At 74.2% G+C, this 22,577-nt stretch carries 21 protein-coding genes; all 21 read left to right on the top strand.

The genetic code is table 11. From position 1 onward, the window contains the following. Positions 1 to 157 precede the first annotated feature (157 nt). The 21 genes from menD (at position 158) to nuoK (ending at position 22,564) form a co-directional block, all read left to right on the top strand. Positions 158 to 1,951, top strand: a complete 1,794-nt coding sequence (gene menD, locus ACQPX6_RS27330; protein WP_433783872.1) for a 2-succinyl-5-enolpyruvyl-6-hydroxy-3-cyclohexene-1-carboxylic-acid synthase — start codon at positions 158 to 160, stop codon at positions 1,949 to 1,951. Between the two features lie 81 nt (positions 1,952 to 2,032). After that, entirely contained in the window at positions 2,033 to 4,885 is a 2,853-nt protein-coding gene (locus ACQPX6_RS27325; protein WP_433783871.1) for a Na+/H+ antiporter subunit A, read from the top strand. Then, positions 4,882 to 5,379 carry a Na(+)/H(+) antiporter subunit C gene (locus ACQPX6_RS27320; protein ID WP_433783870.1) on the top strand — a complete coding sequence of 166 codons (498 nt, stop codon included), beginning with the start codon at positions 4,882 to 4,884 and terminating at the stop codon, positions 5,377 to 5,379. The genes ACQPX6_RS27325 and ACQPX6_RS27320 overlap by 4 nt, the downstream gene beginning before the upstream one ends. Beyond that, positions 5,376 to 7,217, top strand: coding sequence for a Na+/H+ antiporter subunit D (locus ACQPX6_RS27315; RefSeq protein ID WP_433783869.1), 1,842 nt, complete (start codon positions 5,376 to 5,378; stop codon positions 7,215 to 7,217). The genes ACQPX6_RS27320 and ACQPX6_RS27315 overlap by 4 nt, the downstream gene beginning before the upstream one ends. Further along, positions 7,214 to 7,816 carry a Na+/H+ antiporter subunit E gene (locus ACQPX6_RS27310; protein ID WP_433783867.1) on the top strand — a complete coding sequence of 201 codons (603 nt, stop codon included), beginning with the start codon at positions 7,214 to 7,216 and terminating at the stop codon, positions 7,814 to 7,816. The genes ACQPX6_RS27315 and ACQPX6_RS27310 overlap by 4 nt, the downstream gene beginning before the upstream one ends. After that, entirely contained in the window at positions 7,813 to 8,106 is a 294-nt protein-coding gene (locus ACQPX6_RS27305; protein WP_433783865.1) for a monovalent cation/H+ antiporter complex subunit F, read from the top strand. The genes ACQPX6_RS27310 and ACQPX6_RS27305 overlap by 4 nt, the downstream gene beginning before the upstream one ends. Further along, a complete protein-coding gene (gene mnhG, locus ACQPX6_RS27300; RefSeq protein WP_433783864.1) occupies positions 8,103 to 8,615 on the top strand; it encodes a monovalent cation/H(+) antiporter subunit G in 513 nt (170 codons plus the stop codon). The genes ACQPX6_RS27305 and mnhG overlap by 4 nt, the downstream gene beginning before the upstream one ends. Beyond that, the gene (locus ACQPX6_RS27295) at positions 8,612 to 9,178 is read left to right on the top strand and encodes a DUF3592 domain-containing protein (RefSeq protein WP_433783863.1); all 567 of its coding nucleotides are present in this window, start codon (positions 8,612 to 8,614) and stop codon (positions 9,176 to 9,178) included. The genes mnhG and ACQPX6_RS27295 overlap by 4 nt, the downstream gene beginning before the upstream one ends. Next, entirely contained in the window at positions 9,175 to 9,894 is a 720-nt protein-coding gene (locus ACQPX6_RS27290; protein ID WP_433783861.1) for a demethylmenaquinone methyltransferase, read from the top strand. Before ACQPX6_RS27295 ends, ACQPX6_RS27290 begins: the two co-directional genes overlap by 4 nt. 214 nt (positions 9,895 to 10,108) lie before the next feature. Then, the gene (locus ACQPX6_RS27285; protein ID WP_433783860.1) at positions 10,109 to 11,464 is read left to right on the top strand and encodes a geranylgeranyl reductase family protein; all 1,356 of its coding nucleotides are present in this window, start codon (positions 10,109 to 10,111) and stop codon (positions 11,462 to 11,464) included. A gap of 149 nt (positions 11,465 to 11,613) precedes the next feature. Further along, positions 11,614 to 11,979, top strand: coding sequence for an NADH-quinone oxidoreductase subunit A (locus ACQPX6_RS27280; RefSeq protein WP_433783859.1), 366 nt, complete (start codon positions 11,614 to 11,616; stop codon positions 11,977 to 11,979). Positions 11,980 to 11,981: 2 nt separating this feature from the next. Continuing rightward, positions 11,982 to 12,575, top strand: coding sequence for a NuoB/complex I 20 kDa subunit family protein (locus ACQPX6_RS27275; protein WP_433783857.1), 594 nt, complete (start codon positions 11,982 to 11,984; stop codon positions 12,573 to 12,575). Next, on the top strand, positions 12,565 to 13,380 hold the full coding sequence (locus tag ACQPX6_RS27270; RefSeq protein ID WP_433783856.1) for an NADH-quinone oxidoreductase subunit C: 816 nt from the start codon (positions 12,565 to 12,567) through the stop codon (positions 13,378 to 13,380). The genes ACQPX6_RS27275 and ACQPX6_RS27270 overlap by 11 nt, the downstream gene beginning before the upstream one ends. Further along, on the top strand, positions 13,377 to 14,696 hold the full coding sequence (locus ACQPX6_RS27265) for an NADH-quinone oxidoreductase subunit D (RefSeq protein ID WP_433783855.1): 1,320 nt from the start codon (positions 13,377 to 13,379) through the stop codon (positions 14,694 to 14,696). Before ACQPX6_RS27270 ends, ACQPX6_RS27265 begins: the two co-directional genes overlap by 4 nt. Before the next feature lie 113 nt (positions 14,697 to 14,809). After that, positions 14,810 to 15,487: an NADH-quinone oxidoreductase subunit NuoE gene (gene nuoE, locus ACQPX6_RS27260; RefSeq protein WP_433788371.1), complete on the top strand. Its 678-nt coding sequence runs from the start codon at positions 14,810 to 14,812 to the stop codon at positions 15,485 to 15,487. Continuing rightward, positions 15,484 to 16,839, top strand: coding sequence for an NADH-quinone oxidoreductase subunit NuoF (gene nuoF / locus ACQPX6_RS27255; RefSeq protein WP_433783854.1), 1,356 nt, complete (start codon positions 15,484 to 15,486; stop codon positions 16,837 to 16,839). Before nuoE ends, nuoF begins: the two co-directional genes overlap by 4 nt. Then, positions 16,836 to 19,430 carry an NADH-quinone oxidoreductase subunit G gene (locus ACQPX6_RS27250; RefSeq protein ID WP_433783853.1) on the top strand — a complete coding sequence of 865 codons (2,595 nt, stop codon included), beginning with the start codon at positions 16,836 to 16,838 and terminating at the stop codon, positions 19,428 to 19,430. Before nuoF ends, ACQPX6_RS27250 begins: the two co-directional genes overlap by 4 nt. Beyond that, the gene (gene nuoH / locus ACQPX6_RS27245; RefSeq protein ID WP_433783852.1) at positions 19,427 to 20,746 is read left to right on the top strand and encodes an NADH-quinone oxidoreductase subunit NuoH; all 1,320 of its coding nucleotides are present in this window, start codon (positions 19,427 to 19,429) and stop codon (positions 20,744 to 20,746) included. Before ACQPX6_RS27250 ends, nuoH begins: the two co-directional genes overlap by 4 nt. Then, positions 20,746 to 21,312: an NADH-quinone oxidoreductase subunit NuoI gene (gene nuoI, locus ACQPX6_RS27240; RefSeq protein ID WP_433783851.1), complete on the top strand. Its 567-nt coding sequence runs from the start codon at positions 20,746 to 20,748 to the stop codon at positions 21,310 to 21,312. The genes nuoH and nuoI overlap by 1 nt, the downstream gene beginning before the upstream one ends. A 59-nt stretch (positions 21,313 to 21,371) precedes the next feature. Continuing rightward, entirely contained in the window at positions 21,372 to 22,268 is an 897-nt protein-coding gene (locus ACQPX6_RS27235; protein WP_433788370.1) for an NADH-quinone oxidoreductase subunit J, read from the top strand. Next, positions 22,265 to 22,564 (top strand): NADH-quinone oxidoreductase subunit NuoK, encoded by a 300-nt coding sequence (gene nuoK, locus ACQPX6_RS27230; protein ID WP_433783849.1) that lies wholly within the window; start codon positions 22,265 to 22,267, stop codon positions 22,562 to 22,564. The genes ACQPX6_RS27235 and nuoK overlap by 4 nt, the downstream gene beginning before the upstream one ends. Positions 22,565 to 22,577 lie beyond the last annotated feature (13 nt).

Genomic DNA, 22,577 nt, shown 5'->3' with positions numbered 1-22,577 from the left:
CATACAACTAACACGCCAGGAGCAGCATGCCACGGACGGGTGACCTCTCGTCACGCGGCTCCTCGGCCCGGTGGCGCCCTCCCCGACGGCGCAGCGGTGGACTGTGGTCACACCCGTCCCGGACTGCGGACCGGCGCAGAGTCTCTACCGTGGAGTCGTGAACCCCTCGACGGCGCAGGCCCACGTCGTCGTCGACGAGTGGGTGCGCGCCGGGGTCACCGACGCGGTCGCCTGCCCCGGGTCGCGGAACGCGCCGCTGCTCGTGGCCCTGCACGCGGCCGACCGCGAGGGGCGGCTGCGGCTGCACGTGCGCGTCGACGAGCGCGGCGCGGGGTTCCTCGCCGTCGGCCTCGGGTCGGTGTCCGGCCGGGTCGTGCCGGTGGTCGTGACCTCGGGCACCGCGGTCGCCAACCTGCACCCCGCGGTCCTCGAGGCCTCGCGCGCCGGGGTCGGCATGCTCGTCGTCAGCGCCGACCGCCCCGTCGAGCTCGTCGGCAGCGGCGCCAACCAGACCGTCGACCAGGTGGGCATCTTCGGCGCCGCCGCCCGCGCCTCGGTGGTCATGCCGCTGGCCGAGGACCGGGCCGGCGCCGCGCGCACCTGGCGGGCGGTCGTGGCGCGCGCGCTGGACCGGGCGGCGGGTACGAGCGGGGGCGACCCCGGACCGGTGCAGCTGGACGTCCCCCTGCGCGAGCCGCTGCTCGACCCCGCCGACCACGCCCTCCCGGAGCCCGACCCCGCGCTGGCGGGACGTCCCGACGGCGCGGCGTGGACCCGGATCGCCGCCGCGCCTCCGGCGTCCGTGCTCGCCCCGCTGGCCCCGCGGGCGGGCGCGCGGACCCTGGTCGTCGCGGGCTACGGCGGGACGCCGATCCCGGACGGGGCGCGCCTGCCAGACGGGGTGCCGGTGCTCGCCGAGCCGACGTCGCCGCTGTGGTCGGACCCCGCCGGCGGGCGCACCCTGCGCGCCGGGACCTGGGTGCTCCCGGCCGCGCTCGACGGGGTGCGCGACGACCTGCGCCCCGAGCAGGTCGTGGTGCTCGGCCGCCCGACGCTGCACCGCGCGATCTCCCGGCTGCTCGCCGACCCGCACGTCACCGTGCTCGCCGTGCCGTCCGTGGCCCCGACCGGCGGCCGCCCCCGACCGGGTTGGACCGACGTCGCGGGCGCGGTCACCGAGGTCGGCGCGCTCCCGCCCGCCGACGACTGGAAGCCCGACCCCGACTTCGCGCGGGCGTGGGCCGAGGCCGACGACCGGGCCGCCGCGGTCGTCGGCGACACCACGGCCCCCGAGGAGCACGCCGGCGACCACACCGGACCGACCACCGGACCCGCGCTCGCCGCGGCCACCGTCGCGGCGCTGCCGCCCGGTGCCCACCTCGTGGTCGGCGCGTCCGCCCCCATCCGTGACGTCGCCCTCGCCGCGACCCCGCGCGCCGACGTCACCGTGACCTCCGCGCGCGGCGTCTCGGGCATCGACGGGGCGGTGTCGCTGGCGGTCGGCGTCTCGCTCGGCCACCCCGGACCGACCTACGCGCTGCTCGGCGACCTGACGTTCCTGCACGACACCAACGGCCTGCTCATCGGGCCGGAGGAGCCGCGCGGGGAGCTGACGATCGTGGTCGCCAACGACGACGGCGGCGGCATCTTCACCACCCTGGAGCAGGGCGCCTCGCGGTGGGCGGCCGCGTTCGAGCGGGTGTTCGGCACGCCGCACGGCACCGACCTCGCCGCCCTCTGCGCCGCGCACCGCGTGCCGCACCGCCGCGCCGGCCTCGACGACCTGCCCGCCGCGCTGGCCCCGGCCGGGGGATCGGGTATCCGCGTCGTCGAGGTCGTCGTCGACCGCGCCGACCGGCGCGCGACGGGGGAGCGGACGGGCGCCGCGGTGCTCGCGGCGCTGGCCGAGGGGCCGGCGTGCCCGGGTGTCGGCACCGACACCCGGCAGTGACCTGACCGTCACCGCACGCCGCCACCACGCGACGTCCGGGACACTGGACGGCCGACGGCGGGACGAGAGGAGTGCGGCGGGGTGCTGGTGCTGGTGGCCGCGCACGCGGTGGCGGCGCTGGTTGCGTCCACCCTCGTCCGGTACCTCGGGCGCCGGGCCTTCGCGGTGCTCGCGCTCGTGCCGGCCGCCGCGGCGGTCTGGATCGTCCTGCAGCTGCCCGCGGTGCTCGCCGGCGCGGTGCCCACGGAGGAGATCCCGTGGATCCCGGCGCTGGGCATCGACATCGCGATGCGCCTCGACCCGCTCGCGGCCACGGTCTCCCTGCTCGTCACCGCGATCGGCGCGCTCGTGCTGCTCTACTGCACGCGCTACTTCCCGCCCGACGCCCGCGGGATGGGCCGCTTCTCGGCGGTCCTGACCGCCTTCGCCGGCGCCATGCTCGCGCTCGTCTGGTCCGACGACGTGTTCGTGCTCTACGTCTGCTGGGAGCTCACGACCGTCTTCTCGTTCCTGCTCGTGGGTCACGACGCGCACAAGCGGGCGAGCCGCGCGGCCGCGGTCCAGGCGCTCGTGGTCACCGCCGCCGGCGGGCTGACGATGCTCGTCGGGCTCGTGGTGCTGGCCCAGGCGGCGCAGACGACGCGGCTCTCGGCGCTCGTCGCGTACTTCGCCGGGCCGGCGGCCACGCCGGCCGCGATCACCGCGGGCGTGGTGTGCGTACTGGTCGGGGCGATCACCAAGTCGGCGCTCGTGCCGTTCCACTTCTGGCTGCCCTCGGCCATGGCCGCGCCGACGCCCGTGAGCGCCTACCTCCACGCCGCGGCGATGGTGAAGGCCGGCGTCTACCTCGTCCTGCGCCTGGCCCCCGGGCTCGCCGACGTCGAGCCGTGGCGCCCGCTGGTGGCCACGCTCGCCGTGACGACGATGCTGCTGGGCGGGGTGCAGGCGCTGCGCCAGCACGACCTCAAGCTCGTCCTCGCCCACGGCACGGTCTCGCAGCTCGGCTTCATGATCCTGCTCGCGGGCGCCGGCACCCGCGACGGCGCGCTCGCGGCGCTCGGGCTGGTCGTGGCGCACGCGCTGTTCAAGGCGTGCCTGTTCCTCGTCGTCGGCGTCATCGACCGGCGCGCCGGCACCAGGGACCTGCGCGAGCTGTCCGGGCTCGGGCGGCGGGCGCCGGTGCTGGCGACGGCCGGCATCCTCGGCGCCGCGTCGATGGCCGGCCTGCCACCGCTGCTCGGGTTCGTCACCAAGGAGGGCTCGTTCGAGGCGTTCCTCCACGACGCCTACGGCCCCGCCGCGGTCCCGCTGCTCGTGCTGGTCGTCCTGGGCTCGACGCTGACCGTCGGCTACAGCACCCGCTTCGTCTGGGGCGCGTTCTGGCGCAAGCCCGGCGTCGCGACCGTCGACTGGCAGCCCCCGGGCCTGCTCTTCCCGGCCGCCCCGGTGGTCCTCGGCGTCGCCGGCCTCGCCGCGGGCGTCGGCGTCGCGGGGATCGCGCCGCTGCTCGTGGCCTACGCCGACACGCTGCCCGCGTCGTACCCGGCGCTGCTCGAGCTGTCGGTCGTCCCGTCGATCGGGCTCGCGCTGGGCCTCTCGGTGCTGGCCGTGGCCCTGGGCTACGTCGTCGGCCTGCCCCGGGTCAGCGCCCGCCTCACCGCCCGCCACCCGCTGGCCCCGGTCCGCGCCGAGATCACCTGGCGCGGCGTGGTGCACGCGCTGGAGAACCTCTCGCTGCGCGTCACCGTGCTCACCCAGCGCGGCTCGCTGTCCTGGATCCTCACGACGATCTTCACGGTCCTGGTGCTCGGGCCGGGCATCGCGCTGCTGCTCTCGGCCGACCTGGGCTCCGTGCGCGTCGACCGCCTCGCCGACTCGCCGTTCCAGGTGCTCGCGGCGGTGATCGGGGCGGCGTGCGCGATCGTCGCGACGCGGGTGCGGCGCCGGCTGGGCGCGGTGATCGTCGTCGGCGGGCTGGGCTACGCGATCGCCCTGATCTTCGCGCTGGCCGGGGCCCCCGACGTCGCCCTGACCCAGGCGCTGGTGGAGACGGCCACGCTGGTCGTCGTGGTGCTCGTGCTGCGCACGCTGCCCCGCGACATCTCCGACCGGCACACCCCGCGGCAGCGGATGCGCCGCCTGCTCGTCGCCGTGCCGGTGGGGCTGCTCATGACCGGCCTGGGCGCCGTGGCGCTCGCCGCGCGCAACGCGCCGTCGGTGGCCGCGGCCTTCCCCGCGCAGGCCTACGGCTTCGGCGCGGGCGCGAACGTCGTCAACGTGACCCTGGTCGACATCCGCGCCTGGGACACGATGGGCGAGCTGTCGGTGATCGTCGCCGCGGCGACCGGCGTCGCCAGCCTCGTGTTCCTGAACCGGCGCTCCGGCGCCCCGCCGCGCTCCGAGGCCCAGCCCTCGGTGAGCCCGTCGACCCGCGCCGGCGGGTGGCTCAGCGCCGCGCGCCGGGGCGACGGTGACCGCGTGCTGCTGCTCGAGGTGGTCACCCGCCTGGTCTTCCCGACGATGATGGTGGTGTCGGTGTACTTCCTGTTCGCCGGCCACAACTCCCCCGGCGGCGGCTTCGCCGGCGGGCTGGTCGCGGGGCTGGCGCTCGTCGTGCGCTACGTCGCGGGCGGGCGCTACGAGCTCGGGGAGGCCGTGCCCGTCGACGCCGGCCTGCTGCTCGGGCTCGGCCTGCTCTGCGCGGGCGGCACCGGCGTCGGCGCGCTGCTGCTGGGCGGCGAGGTGCTGCAGACCGCCGTGCTGGAGGCCGACGTCCCCGTGCTCGGCCACGTGAAGTTCGTGACCTCGCTGATCTTCGACGTCGGCGTCTACCTGATCGTCGTGGGCCTCGTCCTCGACGTGCTGCGCAGCCTCGGCGCCGAGCTCGACCGGCGCCGCGCCGAGGTCACGGGCCGGCAGGAGGTCTCCGCGTGACGTCACCGATCGTGCTGCTCGCCCTCGTCGGCGTGCTCTACACCACCGGCGTGTACCTGATCCTCGAGCGCAGCCTGACCCGCGTGCTCCTCGGCGTGCTGGTGCTCGGCAACGCCACCAACGTCCTGGTCGTCGTGGCCGGCGGGCCCGCGGGCGAGGCGCCGCTGGTCGGCCGCGCGCCGGAGTCGGCGATGAGCGACGCGCTGGTCCAGGCCCTGGTGCTCACCGCCATCGTCATCACCCTCGGCGTCACCTCGTTCCTGCTCGCGCTGATCCACCGCACCTGGACCCTCGAGCGCGAGGACGACCTCACCGAGGACGTCGAGGACCGCTCGCTGCGCCGCCGCCTCGCCCGCGGCGAGCAGGAGGACGAGGAGGAGCTCGACACGACCGGCTGCGAGAACGTGGCCGACACGGACCCCGAGGACGACGACGGCGACGAGCACCGCGAGCCAGCCGCCAGCGTCTCCGGAGCAGGGGAGGACGTGCGGTGAACCCCGGCTCCAGCCTCCTCGCCACCGTCATCCCGCTGCCGGTGCTGCTGCCGCTGCTCGGCGCGGGCCTGACGCTCGTGCTCGCGCGCCGCCCGACGCTGCAGCGCGCGGTGAGCGTCACCGTGCTCTCCGCCGTCGTCGTCATCGCCGCGATGCTGCTGGTGGCGGCGGTGCGGTCCGGGCCGATCGTGGTCACGGTCGGCTCGTGGCCGGTGCCGCTGGGCATCACGCTCGTGGTCGACCCGCTGTCGGCGCTGATGCTGCTGACGTCGATGACGGTGACGCTCGCGGTGCTGGTCTACGCCATCGGGCAGGGCGTCTACGACCGCGACGAGACGACCCCCATCACGATCTTCCACCCGACCTACCTCGTGCTCGCGGCGGGCGTCGCCAACGCGTTCCTCTCCGGCGACCTGTTCAACCTGTACGTGGGCTTCGAGGTCCTGCTCATGGCCAGCTACGTGCTGCTGACCCTGGGCGGCAGCCGGTCGCGGGTGCGGGCGGGCGTGACGTACGTGGTCGTCAACGTCGTGTCGTCGCTGATCTTCCTGGTCGGGATCGCGCTGACCTACGCCGCGGTCGGCACGCTCAACCTCGCCCAGATCTCGGTGCGGATGGCCGAGGTGCCGCCGGGCACGGCGCTGACGATCCACCTCGTCCTGCTCACCGCGTTCGGCATCAAGGCCGCGGTGTTCCCGCTCTCGGCGTGGCTGCCCGACAGCTACCCGACGGCCGCCGCCCCGGTGACCGCGGTGTTCGCCGGCCTGCTCACCAAGGTCGGCGTCTACTCGATCATCCGGATGGAGACGCTGGTCTTCCCCGACTCGGAGACCACGCGGACGATCCTGCTCGTCGCCGCCGGGATGACCATGCTCGTCGGGGCGCTGGGCGCGATCGCGCAGGCCGACATCAAGCGTGTCCTGTCGTTCACGCTGGTCAGCCACATCGGCTACATGATCTTCGGGATCGCGCTGGGCACGGCGATGGGCGTGGCCGGCGCCGTGTTCTACGTCGTCCACCACATCACCGTGCAGGCGACGCTGTTCTGCGTCGTCGGGCTGATCGAGGGCGTCGGGGGGTCGACGTCGGTCACCCGCCTCGGCGGCCTGGCGCGGGCCTCGCCGCTGCTCGCGATCCTGTGGTTCGTGCCGGCGATCAACCTCGGCGGCATCCCGCCGCTGTCGGGGTTCGTGGGCAAGCTCGGGCTGCTGCAGGCCGGCGTGGCCGACGGGTCGGTGCTCGCCTGGGTGCTCGTGGTCGTCGCGGTGCTCACCAGCCTGCTGACGCTCTACGCGGTGACCAAGGTGTGGGTGCTCGCGTTCTGGCGCCCCGCCGACCAGATCCCCGTCGCCGAGGCCGACGAGCCCGAGGAGTCGGAGGACCCCGACGAGGAGCTGCCCGAGCAGGACGGTTCCCCGCCCCGGGACACCTCCCACCCCGAGGACGCGGGCGACTCGCGCACCGGGCTCCCCGGCGGGCCCACGCCCCGCAGCGGCGCGCTCACCGCGGTGCGCCCGGGCACGGCGCATTCGCTGGCCGACCGGGAGGCCAACACCGGCGCGGAGGTCGACTGGCCCGTCGCCCGCCTGGCGCCCGGCGAGAGCTCGCCCGTGCTCACGGGACGGTTCCTCGGCGTGGCCGGCGACCGGGTGTCGCGCTCGCTGCCGCGGGTCATGGCCGGCGCCACGGCCGCCCTGGTCACCCTCGGCCTGGCGATCACCGTGTTCGCCGGGCCGCTGTACGCGGTCGCCGACCAGGCCGCCGACGAGCTCGTCGCGCGCACCCCGTACATCCAGGCCGTGTTCGCCCAGACCGTCGACGACCGGGTCGCGCGGTGACCCGGCCCGGGGACCGCAGCGAGCGTCCCGTCCCGCCCGACACCGCCGGCCTGCTGCGCCGGGCGGTGCCCGTCGTCTGGCTCGTCGTGGTCTGGGTGCTGCTGTGGGGCACGTTCTCGTGGGCGAACGTCCTCGGCGGCCTCGCCGTCGCGCTCGTCGTGCTGCTGGTGTTCCCGCTGCCCTCGGCGCCCGGGCGCGGGTGGCCGCGTCCCGTCCCGGCCCTGCGCGTGATCGGCCGGTTCGTCGCCGACCTCGTGGTCTCCAGCCTGCAGGTGGCCGCCCAGTCGCTGCAGGCCGTGCGCCCGGGCCGGGACATCCGCAGCTCGGTGGTCGCGGTGCAGCTCGCGTCGTCCTCGGAGTTCGTCATGGCCATGGTCACCGAGGTGCTCACGCTGGTGCCCGGCAGCGTGGTCATCGAGGCCCGCCCGGACGAGCGCATGCTCTACGCGCACGTGCTCGGCGCGGACGACGAGGCGGCGGTCGCCGCGTTCCGCGAGCAGGTCGCGCAGCTCGAGGCCGACATCGTGGCGGCGCTCGGCCGGCCGTCGGCCCCGCTGCGCCGTGGCACGGGGACCGGCACCGGGGAGGCCACGTCGTGACCCTGCCCGCCCTGCTCCCCCCGCTCCTCACGGTCGTGCTCGTCGTCGCCCTCGTGCTGCTCGGGGTCTCGTCCCTGCTCGTGGTCGTGCGCCTGCTGCGCGGCCCGTCGGGGCTCGACCGGCTCATCGCGCTCGACGTGCTCGTCGCCGAGTTCCTCTGCGGGATCGTCGTCTACGCGGCGCTGACCGGGGACTCCTCGCTCGTGCCCGTCGTGGTGGCCATCAGCCTCGTCGGCTTCCTCGGCTCGACCACGGTGGCGCGGTTCGTGCGGCGGGGGACGGGCCGGTGAGCGCGGTCGTGGCGGCCCCGCCGCCGGACCCGGACGGCACGCTCGGCGTCGTCCTCGACACGGTCGGCACGGTGAGCATCGTGCTCGGGGTCGTGCTCACCCTGATCGCGTCGGTGGGGCTGCTCTCGCTGCCCGACGTCCTGAGCCGCATGCACGCCGCCACGAAGCCGCAGGTGGTGGGCCTGCTGCTCGTGGTGCTCGGCGGTGCGCTGCACCTGCGCACCAGCGTCGACGTGTGGATGCTCGTGCTCGTCGGGGCGTTCCAGCTCGTCACCGCCCCCGTCACCGCGCACGTCGTCGGCCGGCTGGCCCACCGCGGCGAGGGCGTCCGCCGGGACCTGCTGTACGTCGACGAGCTGGTCGACAGCCCGGACGAGGCCGATCCCGGGCCGGAGGAGCCGGAGGACGACCCGGACGGCGACTCCCACCGACCGCAGGGGGCCGCCGGGCGCAGCCGCGACGGCCTCACCGGGCGCTCCACCCGGACCTCCCTAGACTCGGGAGAATGACAGGCCCGCGCGCGGTGGTGCGCCGAGCCCGGGAGCGTGCCCGGCCGGTGCTCGACGAGGCCGTCGCCGTGCTGCGCCCCGCCGGACGCCGGGCGCCGGAGATCGTCGTGGCCGTCGGCGTCGTGGTCTCCGTGCTGCTGGCCCTCGTCCTCGTCGGCGCCGCACGCAACGACGCGCACATCGACGACGCCACCGGCCGCGCCGTCGCCGAGGTCCTCGAGGGCGGCTCCCGGCCCCACGTCTACGTCCGCTTCACCACCGACGAGGGCGCGGTGCTGACGCCGGAGAAGGGCGTGTTCTACCCGCTGGGCCTCGAGGCCGGGCAGCTCGTGCGGGTCGAGTACGACCGCACCGACCCCGAGCTCGTCCGCGTCGCGGGACGCACGTGGACCCAGGGCCTCGTGCCCGTCGCGCTCGGCCTGCTCGTGCTCTGGACCGTCCTGGCGCCGACGGCGTACGTGCTCGCCCGCGCCCGCCGGCGGCGCCGGGCCGCGGCACGCGCCGCGGGCCCCGCGGAGACCAGCCCCGACGTGCCCGCGATGGCCGGGTCGGCCCCCCGGTGAGCGGCACCCGCGCGCAGCTCGACCGCGACCCCGCCGCCGTCGCCCGGATGTTCGACGGCGTCGCCGCGCGCTACGACCTCACCAACACCGTGCTGTCCTTCGCGCAGGACGTGCGCTGGCGCCGCGCCACCCGCGCCGCCCTGGCCGTCGGCCCGGGCGACACGGTGCTCGACGTCGCCGCGGGCACCGGCGTCTCCACCGTCGAGCTCGCCCGCAGCGGGGCACGCTGCCTGGCCACCGACTTCTCCCTGGGGATGCTCCGCACGGGGCGTTCACGGCTGGTGAGCAGGCTCGGCACGAGCCCCGTGCCGTTCGTGGCCGCCGACGCGCTGCACCTGCCGCTGCCGGACGCGAGCGTCGACGCGGTGGTCATCTCCTTCGGCCTGCGCAATACGGTCGACGTCGACGCGGCGCTCGCCGAGTTCGCCCGCGTGACCCGGCCCGGCGGCACGCTCGCGGTCTGCGAGTTCTCCCGGCCCACCTGGGCGCCGTTCCGCCGCGTCTACACCGACTACCTCATGCGCGCGCTGCCCCCCATCGCCCGGGCGGTCAGCTCGAACCCCGACGCGTACGTCTACCTCGCCGAGTCGATCCGCGCCTGGCCCGACCAGGCCGCCCTCGCCGAGCGGATCGCCGGCGCCGGCTGGCGCTCGGTGGCCTGGCGCGACCTCTCCGGCGGCATCGTCGCCCTCCACACGGCCACCCGCCCCGCCTGACCAGATGTGCCAGCGTGGCGGCCACGCTGGCGATCCAAGACAGCACGCCGATAGGGCCAGGAAAGCCTCCACGATCACGGGCGGCACGAGCCGAATCGTGCCCTCTGACCGCTCCTCCGTGAATCCAAACCGCCCTGAGTGGGCGATCACGCCCCACGGCTCCTAGACTCCCCGGTGCCGAGCTAGTGAACGCTTTCACAAGGAGCTGTACGCCGTGTCCGCCACCACCGGAGCGCGCCGCAGCCCCGACACCGACGCGGACGTCGTGGTCGTGGGCGCGGGCCCGTCGGGCTCCACGGTCGCGACGTACCTGGCGCGCGCCGGCCTCGACGTCCTCGTGCTCGAGAAGGCGACGTTCCCGCGCGAGAAGGTGTGCGGCGACGGGGTCACCCCGCGCGGCGTGAAGCAGCTCGTCGACCTCGGCGTCGACACCCGCGAGGAGGCCGGCTGGCGCCACCAGCGCGGCCTGCGCGTCATCGGCGGCGGGCACAGCCTCGAGCTCGACTGGCCCGAGCTCACGAGCTTCCCCGGCTACGGCCTCGTGCGCCCCCGCCGCGACTTCGACCAGATGCTCGCCGACCACGCCCGGGCCGCCGGCGCGCGCGTCGAGGAGGGCGTCTCGGTCGCCGGCGCCACCGTCGACGAGCGCACCGGCCGCGTCACCGGCGTCGAGGCCCGCCGCGGCCCCGAGCGCGTCCCGGCGACCTACCGCGCCCCGCTGGTCGTGGCCTGCGACGGCGTCGGCGCGCGCACCGCGCTCAGCCTGGGCATCGGCAAGCGCGACGACCGCCCGCTGGGCGTCGCCGTGCGCCGCTACTACACGAGCCCGCGCCACGACGACGCGTACCTCGAGACCCACCTCGGCCTCCTCGACGGCCCCGGCGTCGGCCCGGACCTGCACGGCGGCTACGGCTGGGTGTTCGGCATGGGCGACGGCACCGCCAACGTCGGGCTCGGCGTCCTCGCGACGCGCCAGGGCGACCGCCGGGACTACCGCGCGCTGCTGCGGTCCTGGCTCGAGGGCCTGCCCGAGGAGTGGGGCCTGCGCGAGGAGAACGCCACCGGACCGATCGGCGGCGCGGCGCTGCCCATGGGCCTGAGCCGCACCCCGATCTACCGCGACGGCCTCGTGCTCGTCGGCGACGCCGGCGGCATGGTCAACCCGTTCAGCGGCGAGGGCATCGCCTACGCCATGCAGTCCGCGGCGCTGGCCGCCGAGTGCGTCGTGCAGGCCATGGCGCGACCCGAGGGCCCGAGCCGCGAGCGGGCCCTCGCCGGCTACCCCGCCGCGGTCCGCCAGGAGCTCGGGCGCTGGTACCGCGTCGGCAACCGCGCCGCCGGCGCGCTCGGCCGGCCCCGCTTCATGCACCACGCGCTGCGCCTGGGGATGCCCCGGCAGCGCCTCATGCGCGCCGCGCTCAAGCTCTTCGCCGGCCTGAGCGACGGCCGCGACGGCAGCGCGGGCGACCGCGCGCTCGACCTCGCGCTCCGGCTGGTGCCGCCGCTGGACGACGGCGCCCGGCGGACGGGCACGACGGCCCCGCGGAAGGAGGGTCCCGTGGCGGCCTGAGCCGCTCCTGACCTGCCGGGTTAGGGCGCCCTGATCAGGGGCCGGCCCGTCCGGCCTCATTAGGGTCGATCCGGCCCGTCCGGCGTGATCCACCACGTGATTCCCGACGCGGTTCCCGACGCGCAGCCCCCGGGAGGAAGGAGACGACGATGCTGGACCCCTACGTCCCGCTCATCGTCATGTTCGTGCTCGCGGCCGCGTTCGGGCTGTTCTCCGTGACGGCCGCGCCCTTCATCGGGCCGCACCGGTACAACCGCGCGAAGCTCGACGCGTACGAGTGCGGCATCGAGCCGTCGCCGCAGCCCGTCGCGGGCGGCGGCCGCATCCCGGTGGCCTACTACCTCACCGCGATGCTCTTCATCCTCTTCGACATCGAGATGGTCTTCCTCTACCCGTTCGCCGTGAACATCGACGCGCTCGGGTTGTTCGGCCTCGTCGAGATCGTGCTGTTCGTCGCCACCGTCGCCTTCGCCTACGCCTACGTGTGGCGCCGCGGCGGGCTGGACTGGAGCTAGACATGGGACTGGAAGAGAAGCTCCCCAACGGGATCGTGCTGGCCAGCGTCGAGAGCCTGGTCAACTGGACCCGCAAGGCATCGCTGTGGCCGGCCACCTTCGGGCTCGCCTGCTGCGCGATCGAGATGATGACCTCGGGCGCCCCCCGCTACGACCTCGGTCGTTTCGGCATGGAGGTGTTCCGCCCGAGCCCCCGCCAGGCCGACCTGATGATCGTCGCGGGCCGCGTGACCAACAAGATGGCCCCGGTCCTGCGCCAGATCTACGACCAGATGGCCGAGCCCCGCTGGGTGCTGGCCATGGGGGTCTGCGCCTCGTCCGGCGGGATGTTCAACAACTACGCGGTGGTGCAGGGCGTCGACCACGTCGTGCCCGTCGACATGTACCTGCCGGGCTGCCCGCCGCGCCCGGAGATGCTCATCGACGCGATCCTCAAGCTCCACCAGAAGATCCAGGACGAGCCTCTCGGGCCGGTCCGCGCCGAGCTCGCCGCGGAGCGCCGCGCCCAGGGCGAGAAGCTCGAGCTGCTGCCCTCCTCGGTGAAGTACGGCAAGACCAAGAAGTCCGGGGAGGTGCAGGCCGAGCATGTCTGGTGAGGACGAGAAGCCGAAGACCACGCCGGAGACGCCGGGCACCGGCGCCGGCGGCGCGAGCGGACCGACCGGGGCGTCCAACGCCTCCTCGGCCGGCGCCGTCGCGTTCGGCCCGCAGGAGGTCCGGCGCCCCGACGTCAGCGGCGCCGTCGCCGGCCGCGCCCGTGAGGGCATGTTCGGCATCGGCGGCTCGGGCGACACCTCGGGCTTCGGCGGGCTGCGCCTGCCCGCCTACGCGCCCGCCCCGTCGGAGCGCCCCTTCGGGGGCTGGTTCGACGAGGTCGTCGACGAGACCACCGCGGCGCTCGCCGACGACGGCGGCGCCGACTTCGCGACGTGCGTGCAGCAGGTGACCGTCGACCGCGGCGAGATGACCTGGTACGTCGACCGCGCGCACCTCGTGCGCCTGGCCCGCACCCTGCGCGACGACCCGGCGCTGCGCTTCGAGTTCTGCTCCGGGGTCAGCGGCGTCGACTACGGCGAGGGCGTGCCGCAGCAGCTGCACGTCGTCACGCACCTGCTGTCGATGACCTACCGGCGGCGCCTGCGCCTCGAGGTGGCCCTCGAGGTCAGCGACGCGCACTGCCCGTCGCTGGTCGAGGTGTTCCCGACGGCCGACTGGCACGAGCGCGAGACCTGGGACATGTTCGGGATCGTCTTCGACGGCCACCCGAGCCTGACCCGGATCCTCATGCCGGACGACTGGAACGGCCACCCGCAGCGCAAGAGCTACCCGCTCGGCGGCATCCCCGTGGAGTACCACGACGCGGAGATCCCGCCCCCCGACCAGCGGAGGGCGTACACGTGACCACCACGGATCCCTATGCCGCATCGTCCCGCGAGACCACCGAGGGCACCGTCTACACGGTCACCGGTGGCGACTGGGACGAGATGATCGACCAGACCGCGGGCGACGAGCGCATCGTCATCAACATGGGTCCGCAGCACCCGTCGACGCACGGCGTGCTGCGGCTGGTGCTCGAGCTCTCCGGCGAGACCGTCACCGACGCGCGCCTGGTCATCGGCTACCTGCACACCGGCATCGAGAAGAACTGCGAGTACCGCACCTGGACCCAGGGCGTCACCTTCGTGACGCGCATGGACTACCTGGCGCCGCTGTTCAACGAGACCGCCTACTGCCTCTCCACCGAGCGCCTGCTGGGCATCGAGGTGCCCCAGCGCGCCGAGACGATCCGCGTGCTCCTCATGGAGATCAACCGGATCGGCTCGCACCTCGTCGCGCTGGCCACCGGCGGCATGGAGCTCGGCGCGCTCACCGGCATGACCAACGGTTTCCGCGAGCGCGAGGAGGTCCTGCACCTGCTCGAGTTCCTCACCGGCCTGCGCATGAACCACGCGTTCATCCGCCCCGGCGGCGTCGTGCAGGACCTGCCGACGGGCCACGAGGAGCGCATCCGCGCGTTCGTCAAGGTCATGCGCGAGCGGCTGCCCGGCTTCCACAAGCTGCTCACCGGCAACCGCATCTGGCGTCAGCGGCTCGAGGGCATCGGCTACCTGCCCCTCGACGGCTGCCTCGCCCTCGGCGTCACCGGCCCGATCCTGCGCTCGGCCGGGCTGGCGTGGGACCTGCGCCAGGTCGACCCGTACCTCGGCTACGAGCACTACGACTTCGAGGTGCCCACCGACACGGCCGCCGACAGCTTCGCCCGCTACCTGCTGCGGGTGGAGGAGATGAGCGAGTCGCTCAAGATCATCGAGCAGGCGCTCGACCGTCTCGAGCCCGGCCCGGTCATGGTCGAGGACGCCAAGATCGCGTGGCCCGCGCGGCTGTCGATCGGCGCCGATGGCATGGGCAACTCCCTCGACCACGTCCGCAAGATCATGGGGCAGTCGATGGAGTCCCTGATCCACCACTTCAAGCTGGTCACCGAGGGCTTCAAGGTGCCGCCGGGCCAGGCGTACGTGCCGATCGAGTCGCCCCGCGGCGAGATGGGCGCGCACCTGGTCTCCGACGGCGGCACCCGCCCGCTGCGCGTCCACATGCGCGACCCCAGCTTCGTCAACCTGCAGGCGGCGCCGGCGATGTCGGAGGGCGGGATGGTCTCCGACGTCATCGCCGCGCTGGCCAGCCTCGATCCCGTGATGGGGGGTTGTGACCGGTGACTGCGCTGCCACCGACCGTCCCTGCAGCACCGCCCGTCGAGCCCGAGCACGCCATCGACGAGGCCGGCGGCACCGTCGCCGCCCACGCCGGGCTCTCCACCGTCGACACCACCGTGTTCGACGGGGTGCGCGAGCGGGCGGCGGCGATCCTCGCCCGCTACCCGCAGCCGCGGTCGGCGCTGCTGCCGCTGCTGCACCTCGTCCAGCACGTCGAGGGCCACGTCTCCCGCGCCGGCATCGCGTTCTGCGCGGAGATCCTGGAGATCACGACGGCCGAGGTCTCGGCGGTCGCGACCTTCTACACGATGTACAAGCGCGAGCCCGTCGGCCGCCACCTCGTCAGCGTCTGCACCAACACGCTGTGCGCGGCGCTGGGCGGCGACGACATCTACGCCGCGGTCCGCGAACGCCTCGGCGGGATCGGCCACGAGCAGACCAGCGCCGACGGCACCGCGACGGTCGAGCACGCCGAGTGCCTCGCCGCCTGCGACCTCGCCCCGGTGCTCACCGTCGACTACGAGTTCTTCGACAACCAGACCGTCGCGTCGGCGGTCGAGATCATCGAGGCCCTGCAGCGGGGCGAGAAGCCGCACCCGACGCGCGGTGCCCCGCTGACCGACTTCCGCTCGGTGGAGCTGCTGCTCGCCGGGTTCTTCGACGACCCGGCGGTCGGCGGCCTCGAGGCCGTCGCGGGACCGTCCGGGGCCGAGGAGAGCCTGCGCGGCGCCCGCCTCGCCGAGGAGCGCGGCTGGACCGCGCCGCCCGTGCCCGACGAGGGAGCACACCCGTGACCGATCCGCTCACCCCCGTGCTGACCAAGCACTGGCTCGGCCCCGAGTCCTGGACGCTGCGCCACTACACCGAGCTCGGCGGCTACACCGCCCTGCACACCGCGCTCGACACCGCGCCCGACGACCTCGTCGCGCTGGTCAAGGACGCCGGCCTGCGCGGGCGCGGCGGCGCCGGCTTCCCGACGGGCATGAAGTGGAGCTTCATCCCGCAGACCAAGCCGGGTGAGGAGCCCACGGGCCCCGCCGCCAAGCCCAAGTACCTCGTCATCAACGCCGACGAGGGCGAGCCGGGGACCTGCAAGGACACCCCGCTGATGATGGCCGACCCGCACTCGCTCATCGAGGGCTGCATCATCACCGCGTACGCGATCCGCGCGCACTTCTGCGTGATCTACGTGCGCGGCGAGATCGTGCACTGCATCCGCCGCCTGCACGCCGCGGTGCGCGAGGCCTACGAGGCAGGCCACCTCGGCAAGGACGTCCACGGCAGCGGCTTCGACCTCGACATCGTCGTGCACGCCGGTGCCGGCGCGTACATTTGCGGCGAGGAGACCGCGCTGCTCGACTCGCTCGAGGGGCGACGCGGGCAGCCGCGCCTCAAGCCGCCGTTTCCCGCGACCGCGGGCCTCTACGCGGCGCCGACCGTCGTCAACAACGTCGAGACCATCGCGACCGTCCCGTCGATCGTCACCGGCGGCAAGGACTGGTTCCGCACGATGGGCCGCGAGAAGTCGCCCGGCCCGAAGATCTACTCGCTGTCCGGGCACGTCGAGCGTCCCGGGCAGTACGAGGCGCCCCTGGGCACGACGCTGCGCCAGCTCCTCGAGCTCGCGGGCGGCATGAAGGACGGCATCCCGCTGAAGTTCTGGACGCCCGGCGGCAGCTCGACGCCGCTGCTCACCGACGAGCACCTCGACGTGCCCCTGGACTTCGAGGGCGCCACCGAGGCCGGCTCGATGCTCGGCACCACCGCGCTCATGATCTTCAACGAGACCGTGTCGGTCCCGTGGGCGGTCATGAAGTGGACCGAGTTCTACGAGCACGAGTCGTGCGGCAAGTGCACGCCGTGCCGGGAGGGCTGCTACTGGCTCGCCGGCATCCTGCGGCGCATGGTCGACGGCGAGGGCACCGAGGCCGACATCGACACGCTGCTCGACGTCTGCGACAACGTGCTCGGCCGCTCGTTCTGCGCCCTCGGCGACGGTGCGGTCTCGCCGATCACCAGCGGCATCAGGTACTTCCGGCAGGAGTTCGTCGACCTCTGCTCCTCGCAGTCGGGGGGTGCTCGGGGGGCGGAGCCCCCCGAGGGTGAGGTCGACCGCATCGTGGAACTGAGCGGAGCAACGGCATGACCCAGGCGCCCGAGCGCACGTCGGGGGGTTCTCGGGGGGCGGAGCCCCCCGAGGGTCACGTCCGCCTCACCATCGACGACCGGATCGTCGACGCCCCCCAGGGCGAGCTGATCATCCGGACCTGCGAGCGGCTCGGCATCGTCGTGCCGCGGTTCTGCGACCACCCCCTGCTCGACCCGGCCGGCGCCTGCCGCCAGTGCCTGGTCGAGGTGGAGATGAACGGGCGCGCGATGCCCAAGCCGCAGGCCAGCTGCACGATGACCGTGGCCCAGGACATGGTCGTGAAGACGCAGATGACGTCCGCGGTGGCCGACAAGGCCCAGCAGGGCGTCATGGAACTGCTGCTCATCAACCACCCGCTCGACTGCCCGGTCTGCGACAAGGGCGGCGAGTGCCCGCTGCAGAACCAGGCGATGTCCTCGGGCCGGGCCGAGTCGCGGTTCGTCGAGGAGAAGCGGACGTTCGCCAAGCCGCTGCCGATCTCCGACGAGGTGCTGCTCGACCGCGAGCGCTGCGTGCTCTGCCAGCGCTGCACGCGGTTCTCCCGCCAGATCGCGGGCGACCAGTTCATCGAGCTGCTCGAGCGCGGCGCGCACCAGCAGATCGGCACCGAGGAGACCGCCTTCGGCGAGGGCGAGGACTTCCAGTCCTACTACTCGGGCAACACCATCCAGATCTGCCCGGTCGGCGCGCTGACCTCGGCGTCGTACCGCTTCCGCTCGCGCCCGTTCGACCTCGTGTCGACGCCGGGCATCAGCGAGCACGACGCGTCGGGCGCCGCGGTGCGCCGCGACTGGCGCCGCGGCGCGGTCCAGCGCGTGCTGGCCGGCGACGACCCCGACGTCAACGAGGAGTGGATCGACGACAAGGCCCGCTTCGCGTTCCGCTACAGCCAGGCCGCCGACCGCATCGCGCGCCCGCTGGTGCGCGGCGACGACGGCGAGCTGCACGAGGCGTCGTGGACCGACGCCCTCGAGCACGCCGCGGGCCTGCTGATGACGGCGCGGGACGGCACCGGGCGGCCCACCGGCACCGAGGAGGAGCCCGGCGAGCCCAAGCGCGGCGTCGGCGTCCTGCCCGGCGGCCGGCTGACCCTCGAGGACGCCTACGCCTGGTCGAAGTTCGCCCGCCTCGCGCTGGCGACCGACGACGTGGACATGCGCGCCCGGGCGTCGTCGCCCGAGGAGCTCGACTTCCTCGCCGCGCACGTCGTCGGGAAGGGTCCCGAGCACGTCTCCTTCGCCGCGCTCGAGGCCGCGCCCGCGGTGCTCTGCGTGGCCCTCGAGCCCGAGGAGGAGTCGCCGATCGTCCTGCTGCGGCTGCGCAAGGCGGCCCGCACGGGGACGGCGGTGTGGCACCTCGGCCAGTGGTCGACGCCCGCGGTGGTCAAGACCGGCGGGCACCTCGTGCGCGCCGTGCCGGGCGCGGAGCCCGTCGCGCTGGACACACTGCCCGACGAGCTCGACGCCGCCCTGGCCCTGCCCGACGCGGTGGTGCTGGTCGGCGAGCGGGCCGCGGAGGTCCCCGGCCTCTACGACGCGGTGGGCGCGCTCGCCAACCGCACCGGCGCGCGGGTCGCCTGGGTGCCCCGGCGGGCGGGGGAGCGCGGCGCGCTTGACGCCGGCCTCGTCCCCGGCCTCCTGCCCGGCGGCGCCGCGGTGGCCGACGGCGACGCCCGCGCCGCGCTGGCGTCGAGCTGGGGCGTCGCGGAGCTGCCGGCCACGCCGGGCCGCGACCTCACCGGCATCCTGCGCGCGGCGGCCGACGGCGAGCTCGCCGGCCTGGTGGTCGGCGGCGTCGAGATCGACGACCTCCCCGACCCCGCCCTGGCCCGCGCGGCCCTGCGCGAGGCCGACGTCGTCGTCTCGCTCGAGCAGCGGCACAGCGAGGTCACCGCGCGCGCCGACGTGGTGCTGCCGGTGGCCCCGGTGGTCCACAAGGCCGGGACCTTCCGCAACTGGGAGGGCCGCGACCGGCGCTTCGCCACCACGATCGACCCCTCCGGCGGCTCGGCCGGGCGCGTCGGCGGCACGGTGGCGATCACGCTGCCGGACTGCCGCGTGCTCGACACCCTCGCCGTCGAGATGGACGTCGACCTGTTCACCCAGACCGTCGAGGTCGCGGGCGCCGAGTTCGCCCGCGTCACCGAGGCCCTGGCGCCGATCCGTGCCGCAGCGAACGGCCATCTCGCTGCCTCTACGCGCGGGGACGCCCCGCTCGCGGAGGAGTCCGGCGACGGCGAGCCGACCCTGCGCCTCGCCACCTGGCGCCAGCTGCTCGACGGCGGCCGGCTCCTGGTCGACGAGCCCGAGCTGGCGGGCACCGCGCGCCCGCCGAAGGTCCGGCTCTCGGCCACCACCGCCGCGCGCCTGGGCCTCGTCGAGGACGCGACGGCGGGGCTCGAGGGACCGCGGGGCACGCTGCACCTGCCCGTCGAGCTCGCCGACCTGCCCGATGACGTGGTCTGGGCCCCGGCCCGGATCCCGCAGCCCGACGGCGGCGTCGTCACCCTGGCCGCTCTCGGCCTCACCCACGGCGGGCCCGTCGGGATCGCCGGCGGCCGCCACGCCCACGAGGGGAGCCCCGCGTGACCCCGGTACCCCCACCCCTGGGCTACACCCAGACGCTGATCGCCGACGACCCGTTCTGGCTGACGCTGATCAAGGTCGTCGTCATCTTCGGCGCCCTGATGGTCATCACGCTGCTCATGATCTGGTTCGAGCGCCGGGTCGTGGGCCGCATGCAGCAGCGCCCGGGGCCGAACTGGAACGGGCCGTTCGGCCTGCTCCAGTCGCTCGCCGACGGTCTCAAGCTGGCGTTCAAGGAGGACATCCGCCCGGTCCTCGCGGACAAGGCCGTCTTCTTCATCGCGCCGGTGCTGTCCGTGGTGCCCGCGTTCGTGGCCTGGTCGGTGATCCCGCTCGGCCCCGAGGTCTCGATCTTCGGTGAGCGCACCGCCCTGCAGCTGACCGACCTGCCCGTCGGCGTCCTCGTGGTGCTGGCCTGCTCGTCGATCGGCGTCTACGGCATCGTGCTCGCCGGCTGGGCGTCGGGCTCGCCGTACCCGCTGCTCGGCAGCCTGCGCAGCGCGGCCCAGGTCATCTCCTACGAGCTGGCGCTGGGCCTGTCGATCATCGCCGTGGTGCTCTACTCGGGCTCGCTGTCCACGGCCGACATCGTCGCCGCGCAGCAGACCGGCTGGTACATCTGGCTGCTCCCGGTCAGCTTCGCGATCTTCGCGGTGTCGATGGTCGGCGAGACCAACCGCGCGCCGTTCGACCTCGCCGAGGCCGAGTCCGAGCTGGTCGGCGGCTTCCACACCGAGTACTCGTCGCTGAAGTTCGCGCTCTTCTTCCTCGCCGAGTACGTCAACATGGTCACCCTCTCCGCGGTGGCCACGACGCTGTTCCTCGGCGGCTGGATGGCCCCGTGGCCGCTGTCGCTGATCCCCGGCGTCAACGAGGGCTGGCTGCCGCTCGTGTGGTTCCTGGGCAAGACGATCGCCTTCCTGTTCGTCTACGTCTGGCTGCGCGGCACGCTGCCCCGCCAGCGCTACGACCAGTTCATGCGCCTGGGCTGGAAGCTGCTCATCCCGATCAGCCTCCTGTGGCTGATGCTCGTCGCGACCCTGCGCGTGCTGCGCGCCGAGCTGACCACCGGCCAGATCCTCGTCGTCGGCGGGGTGGCGCTGGTCGTGCTCGTCGGGGCGGCGCTGCTGCTGCCCGACCAGGCACCGCCGGAGGACGACCCCGAGCCCCCGGTCGTCGCCGACTACCCCGTCCCGCCGCTCGACCTCGAGGTGCCGGCGACACCGAAGCGGCGCCGCCGCGCGGTGGCGCCCGCCCGGGACGCGTCCGGCGACGCCGAGACCGTGGCCGCCGGAGCCGGCCGAGAGGGAGACTCCTGATGGGCGTGTTCGACGGGATCGCCGGCTTCGGCGTGACCTTCTCGACGATGTTCCGCAAGGTCGTCACCGAGGACTACCCGCGCGTGAAGAAGGTGACCGCCCCGCGCTACCACGGGCGCCACCAGCTCAACCGCCACCCGGACGGCCTCGAGAAGTGCGTCGGCTGCGAGCTGTGCGCCTGGGCCTGCCCCGCCGACGCGATCTACGTCGAGGGCGGCGACAACACCGACGAGCTGCGCTTCTCGCCCGGGGAGCGCTACGGCGCGATCTACCAGATCAACTACCTGCGCTGCATCGGCTGCGGCCTGTGCATCGAGGCGTGCCCGACACGCTCGCTGACGATGACCAACGAGTACGAGCTCGCCGACGACGACCGCCAGACCCTGATCTACGACAAGGACCGCCTGCTCGCCCCCCTGCTGCCCGGCATGGAGCAGCCGCCGCACCCCATGCGGCTGGGGGAGAACGAGCAGGACTACTACGTCCAGGGTCCCGAGATGGCCCGGCGCTCCGACGTCCGCGACTCGACCAGCGACGAGATCGACATCTCCGGGGCGGCACGGTGAGCACCGTGGGCACCGCGGGCGCCCTGCTGGCGTCGGCCCCGCAGACCGGCGGCGGCGAGATGTCCACCGGCGAGTCGGTGGCGTTCTGGATCCTCGGCCCGGTGGCGCTGGCCGGCGGGCTCGGCATGATCTTCAGCCGCAACGCCGTGCACTCGGCGCTGTGGCTGGTCATGACGATGCTGAGCCTCGGCGTGCTCTACATGGTCCAGCAGGCGCCGTTCCTGGGCTTCACCCAGATCATCGTCTACACCGGCGCGATCATGATGCTGTTCGTGTTCGTGCTGATGATGGTCGGCCGTGACGCCTCGGACTCGGTGGTCGAGGTGCTGCGCGGCCAGCGGCTGACCGCCGCGGTGCTCGGCGTCGGCCTCGGCGGCCTGGCCGTCGCGGCGGTCGCCGAGACGCTGACCACCGTCGGCCCGCTGGGTCTCGGCCCGGGCTACGGCCCGGAGGCCCGCGGCAACGTCCAGGCGCTGGGCACCAGCATCTTCCGCGACTACCTGCTGCCCTTCGAGCTGACCTCGGCGCTGCTGATCACCGCCGCGGTCGGCGCGATGGTCTACACGTTCGCCGGACGCGCCCGCCACCAGCACGCCGGCCAGCGCGAGCGCGTGGTCGACCGCCTGCGGGGCCCGCTGGCCTCGTACGGCTCGCGGTCGGGCCCCGGCGTCTTCGCCACCGCCGACTCCGTCGCCACCCCGGCCCTGCTGCCCGACGGCTCGGTGGCCCCGGCGTCGCTCTCGAAGATCATCGAGGCGACCCGGCGCGAGCGCCTCGACGCCGACATGGCCGACGTCCGCTCGACGAGCGGGCCCGCCGGCGACGTCGACGCGCGCGCCCTGCGTGGGGGCAGCGACGGCGTCGACGTCGGCAGCACCCACGACCGGCTCGCCGAGGGCACCCACGAGGGCGCTCCCGAGGACACCGAGAGCACCGAGAGCGGGGCCTCCCGATGAGCCCGACGATCTACCTGCTGCTCTCGGCGCTGCTGTTCGCCATCGGCGCGGTCGGCGTGCTCGTGCGCCGCAACGCCATCGTCGTGTTCATGTGCATCGAGCTGATGCTCAACGCCGTGAACCTGACGCTGGTGACGTTCTCCCGGATCAACGGGTCGCTCAGCGGCCAGATCATGGCGTTCTTCGTCATGGTCGTGGCCGCGGCGGAGGTCGTCGTCGGCCTCTCCATCATCATGGCGATCTTCCGCACCCGTCGGACCACCTCGGTCGACGACGCCAACCTGCTGAAGTACTAGAGGGGGTCCGTCC

The sequence above is a fragment of the Actinomycetospora sp. CA-101289 genome, assembly GCF_050955895.1.
Classification (GTDB): Bacteria; Actinomycetota; Actinomycetes; order Mycobacteriales; family Pseudonocardiaceae; genus Actinomycetospora.
The sequence above is the reverse complement of the archived record's forward strand: the minus strand, read 5'-3'. Positions and strand labels throughout refer to the sequence as shown.

Coding starts and splice junctions, on each gene's coding strand:
- ACQPX6_RS27295 (WP_433783863.1), top strand. CDS start 8,612: ATGACAGGCCCGCGCGCGGTGGTGCGCCGAGCCCGGGAGCGTGCCCGG.
- ACQPX6_RS27280 (WP_433783859.1), top strand. CDS start 11,614: ATGCTGGACCCCTACGTCCCGCTCATCGTCATGTTCGTGCTCGCGGCC.
- ACQPX6_RS27275 (WP_433783857.1), top strand. CDS start 11,982: ATGGGACTGGAAGAGAAGCTCCCCAACGGGATCGTGCTGGCCAGCGTC.
- ACQPX6_RS27270 (WP_433783856.1), top strand. CDS start 12,565: ATGTCTGGTGAGGACGAGAAGCCGAAGACCACGCCGGAGACGCCGGGC.
- ACQPX6_RS27250 (WP_433783853.1), top strand. CDS start 16,836: ATGACCCAGGCGCCCGAGCGCACGTCGGGGGGTTCTCGGGGGGCGGAG.
- nuoI (WP_433783851.1), top strand. CDS start 20,746: ATGGGCGTGTTCGACGGGATCGCCGGCTTCGGCGTGACCTTCTCGACG.
- ACQPX6_RS27235 (WP_433788370.1), top strand. CDS start 21,372: ATGTCCACCGGCGAGTCGGTGGCGTTCTGGATCCTCGGCCCGGTGGCG.
- nuoK (WP_433783849.1), top strand. CDS start 22,265: ATGAGCCCGACGATCTACCTGCTGCTCTCGGCGCTGCTGTTCGCCATC.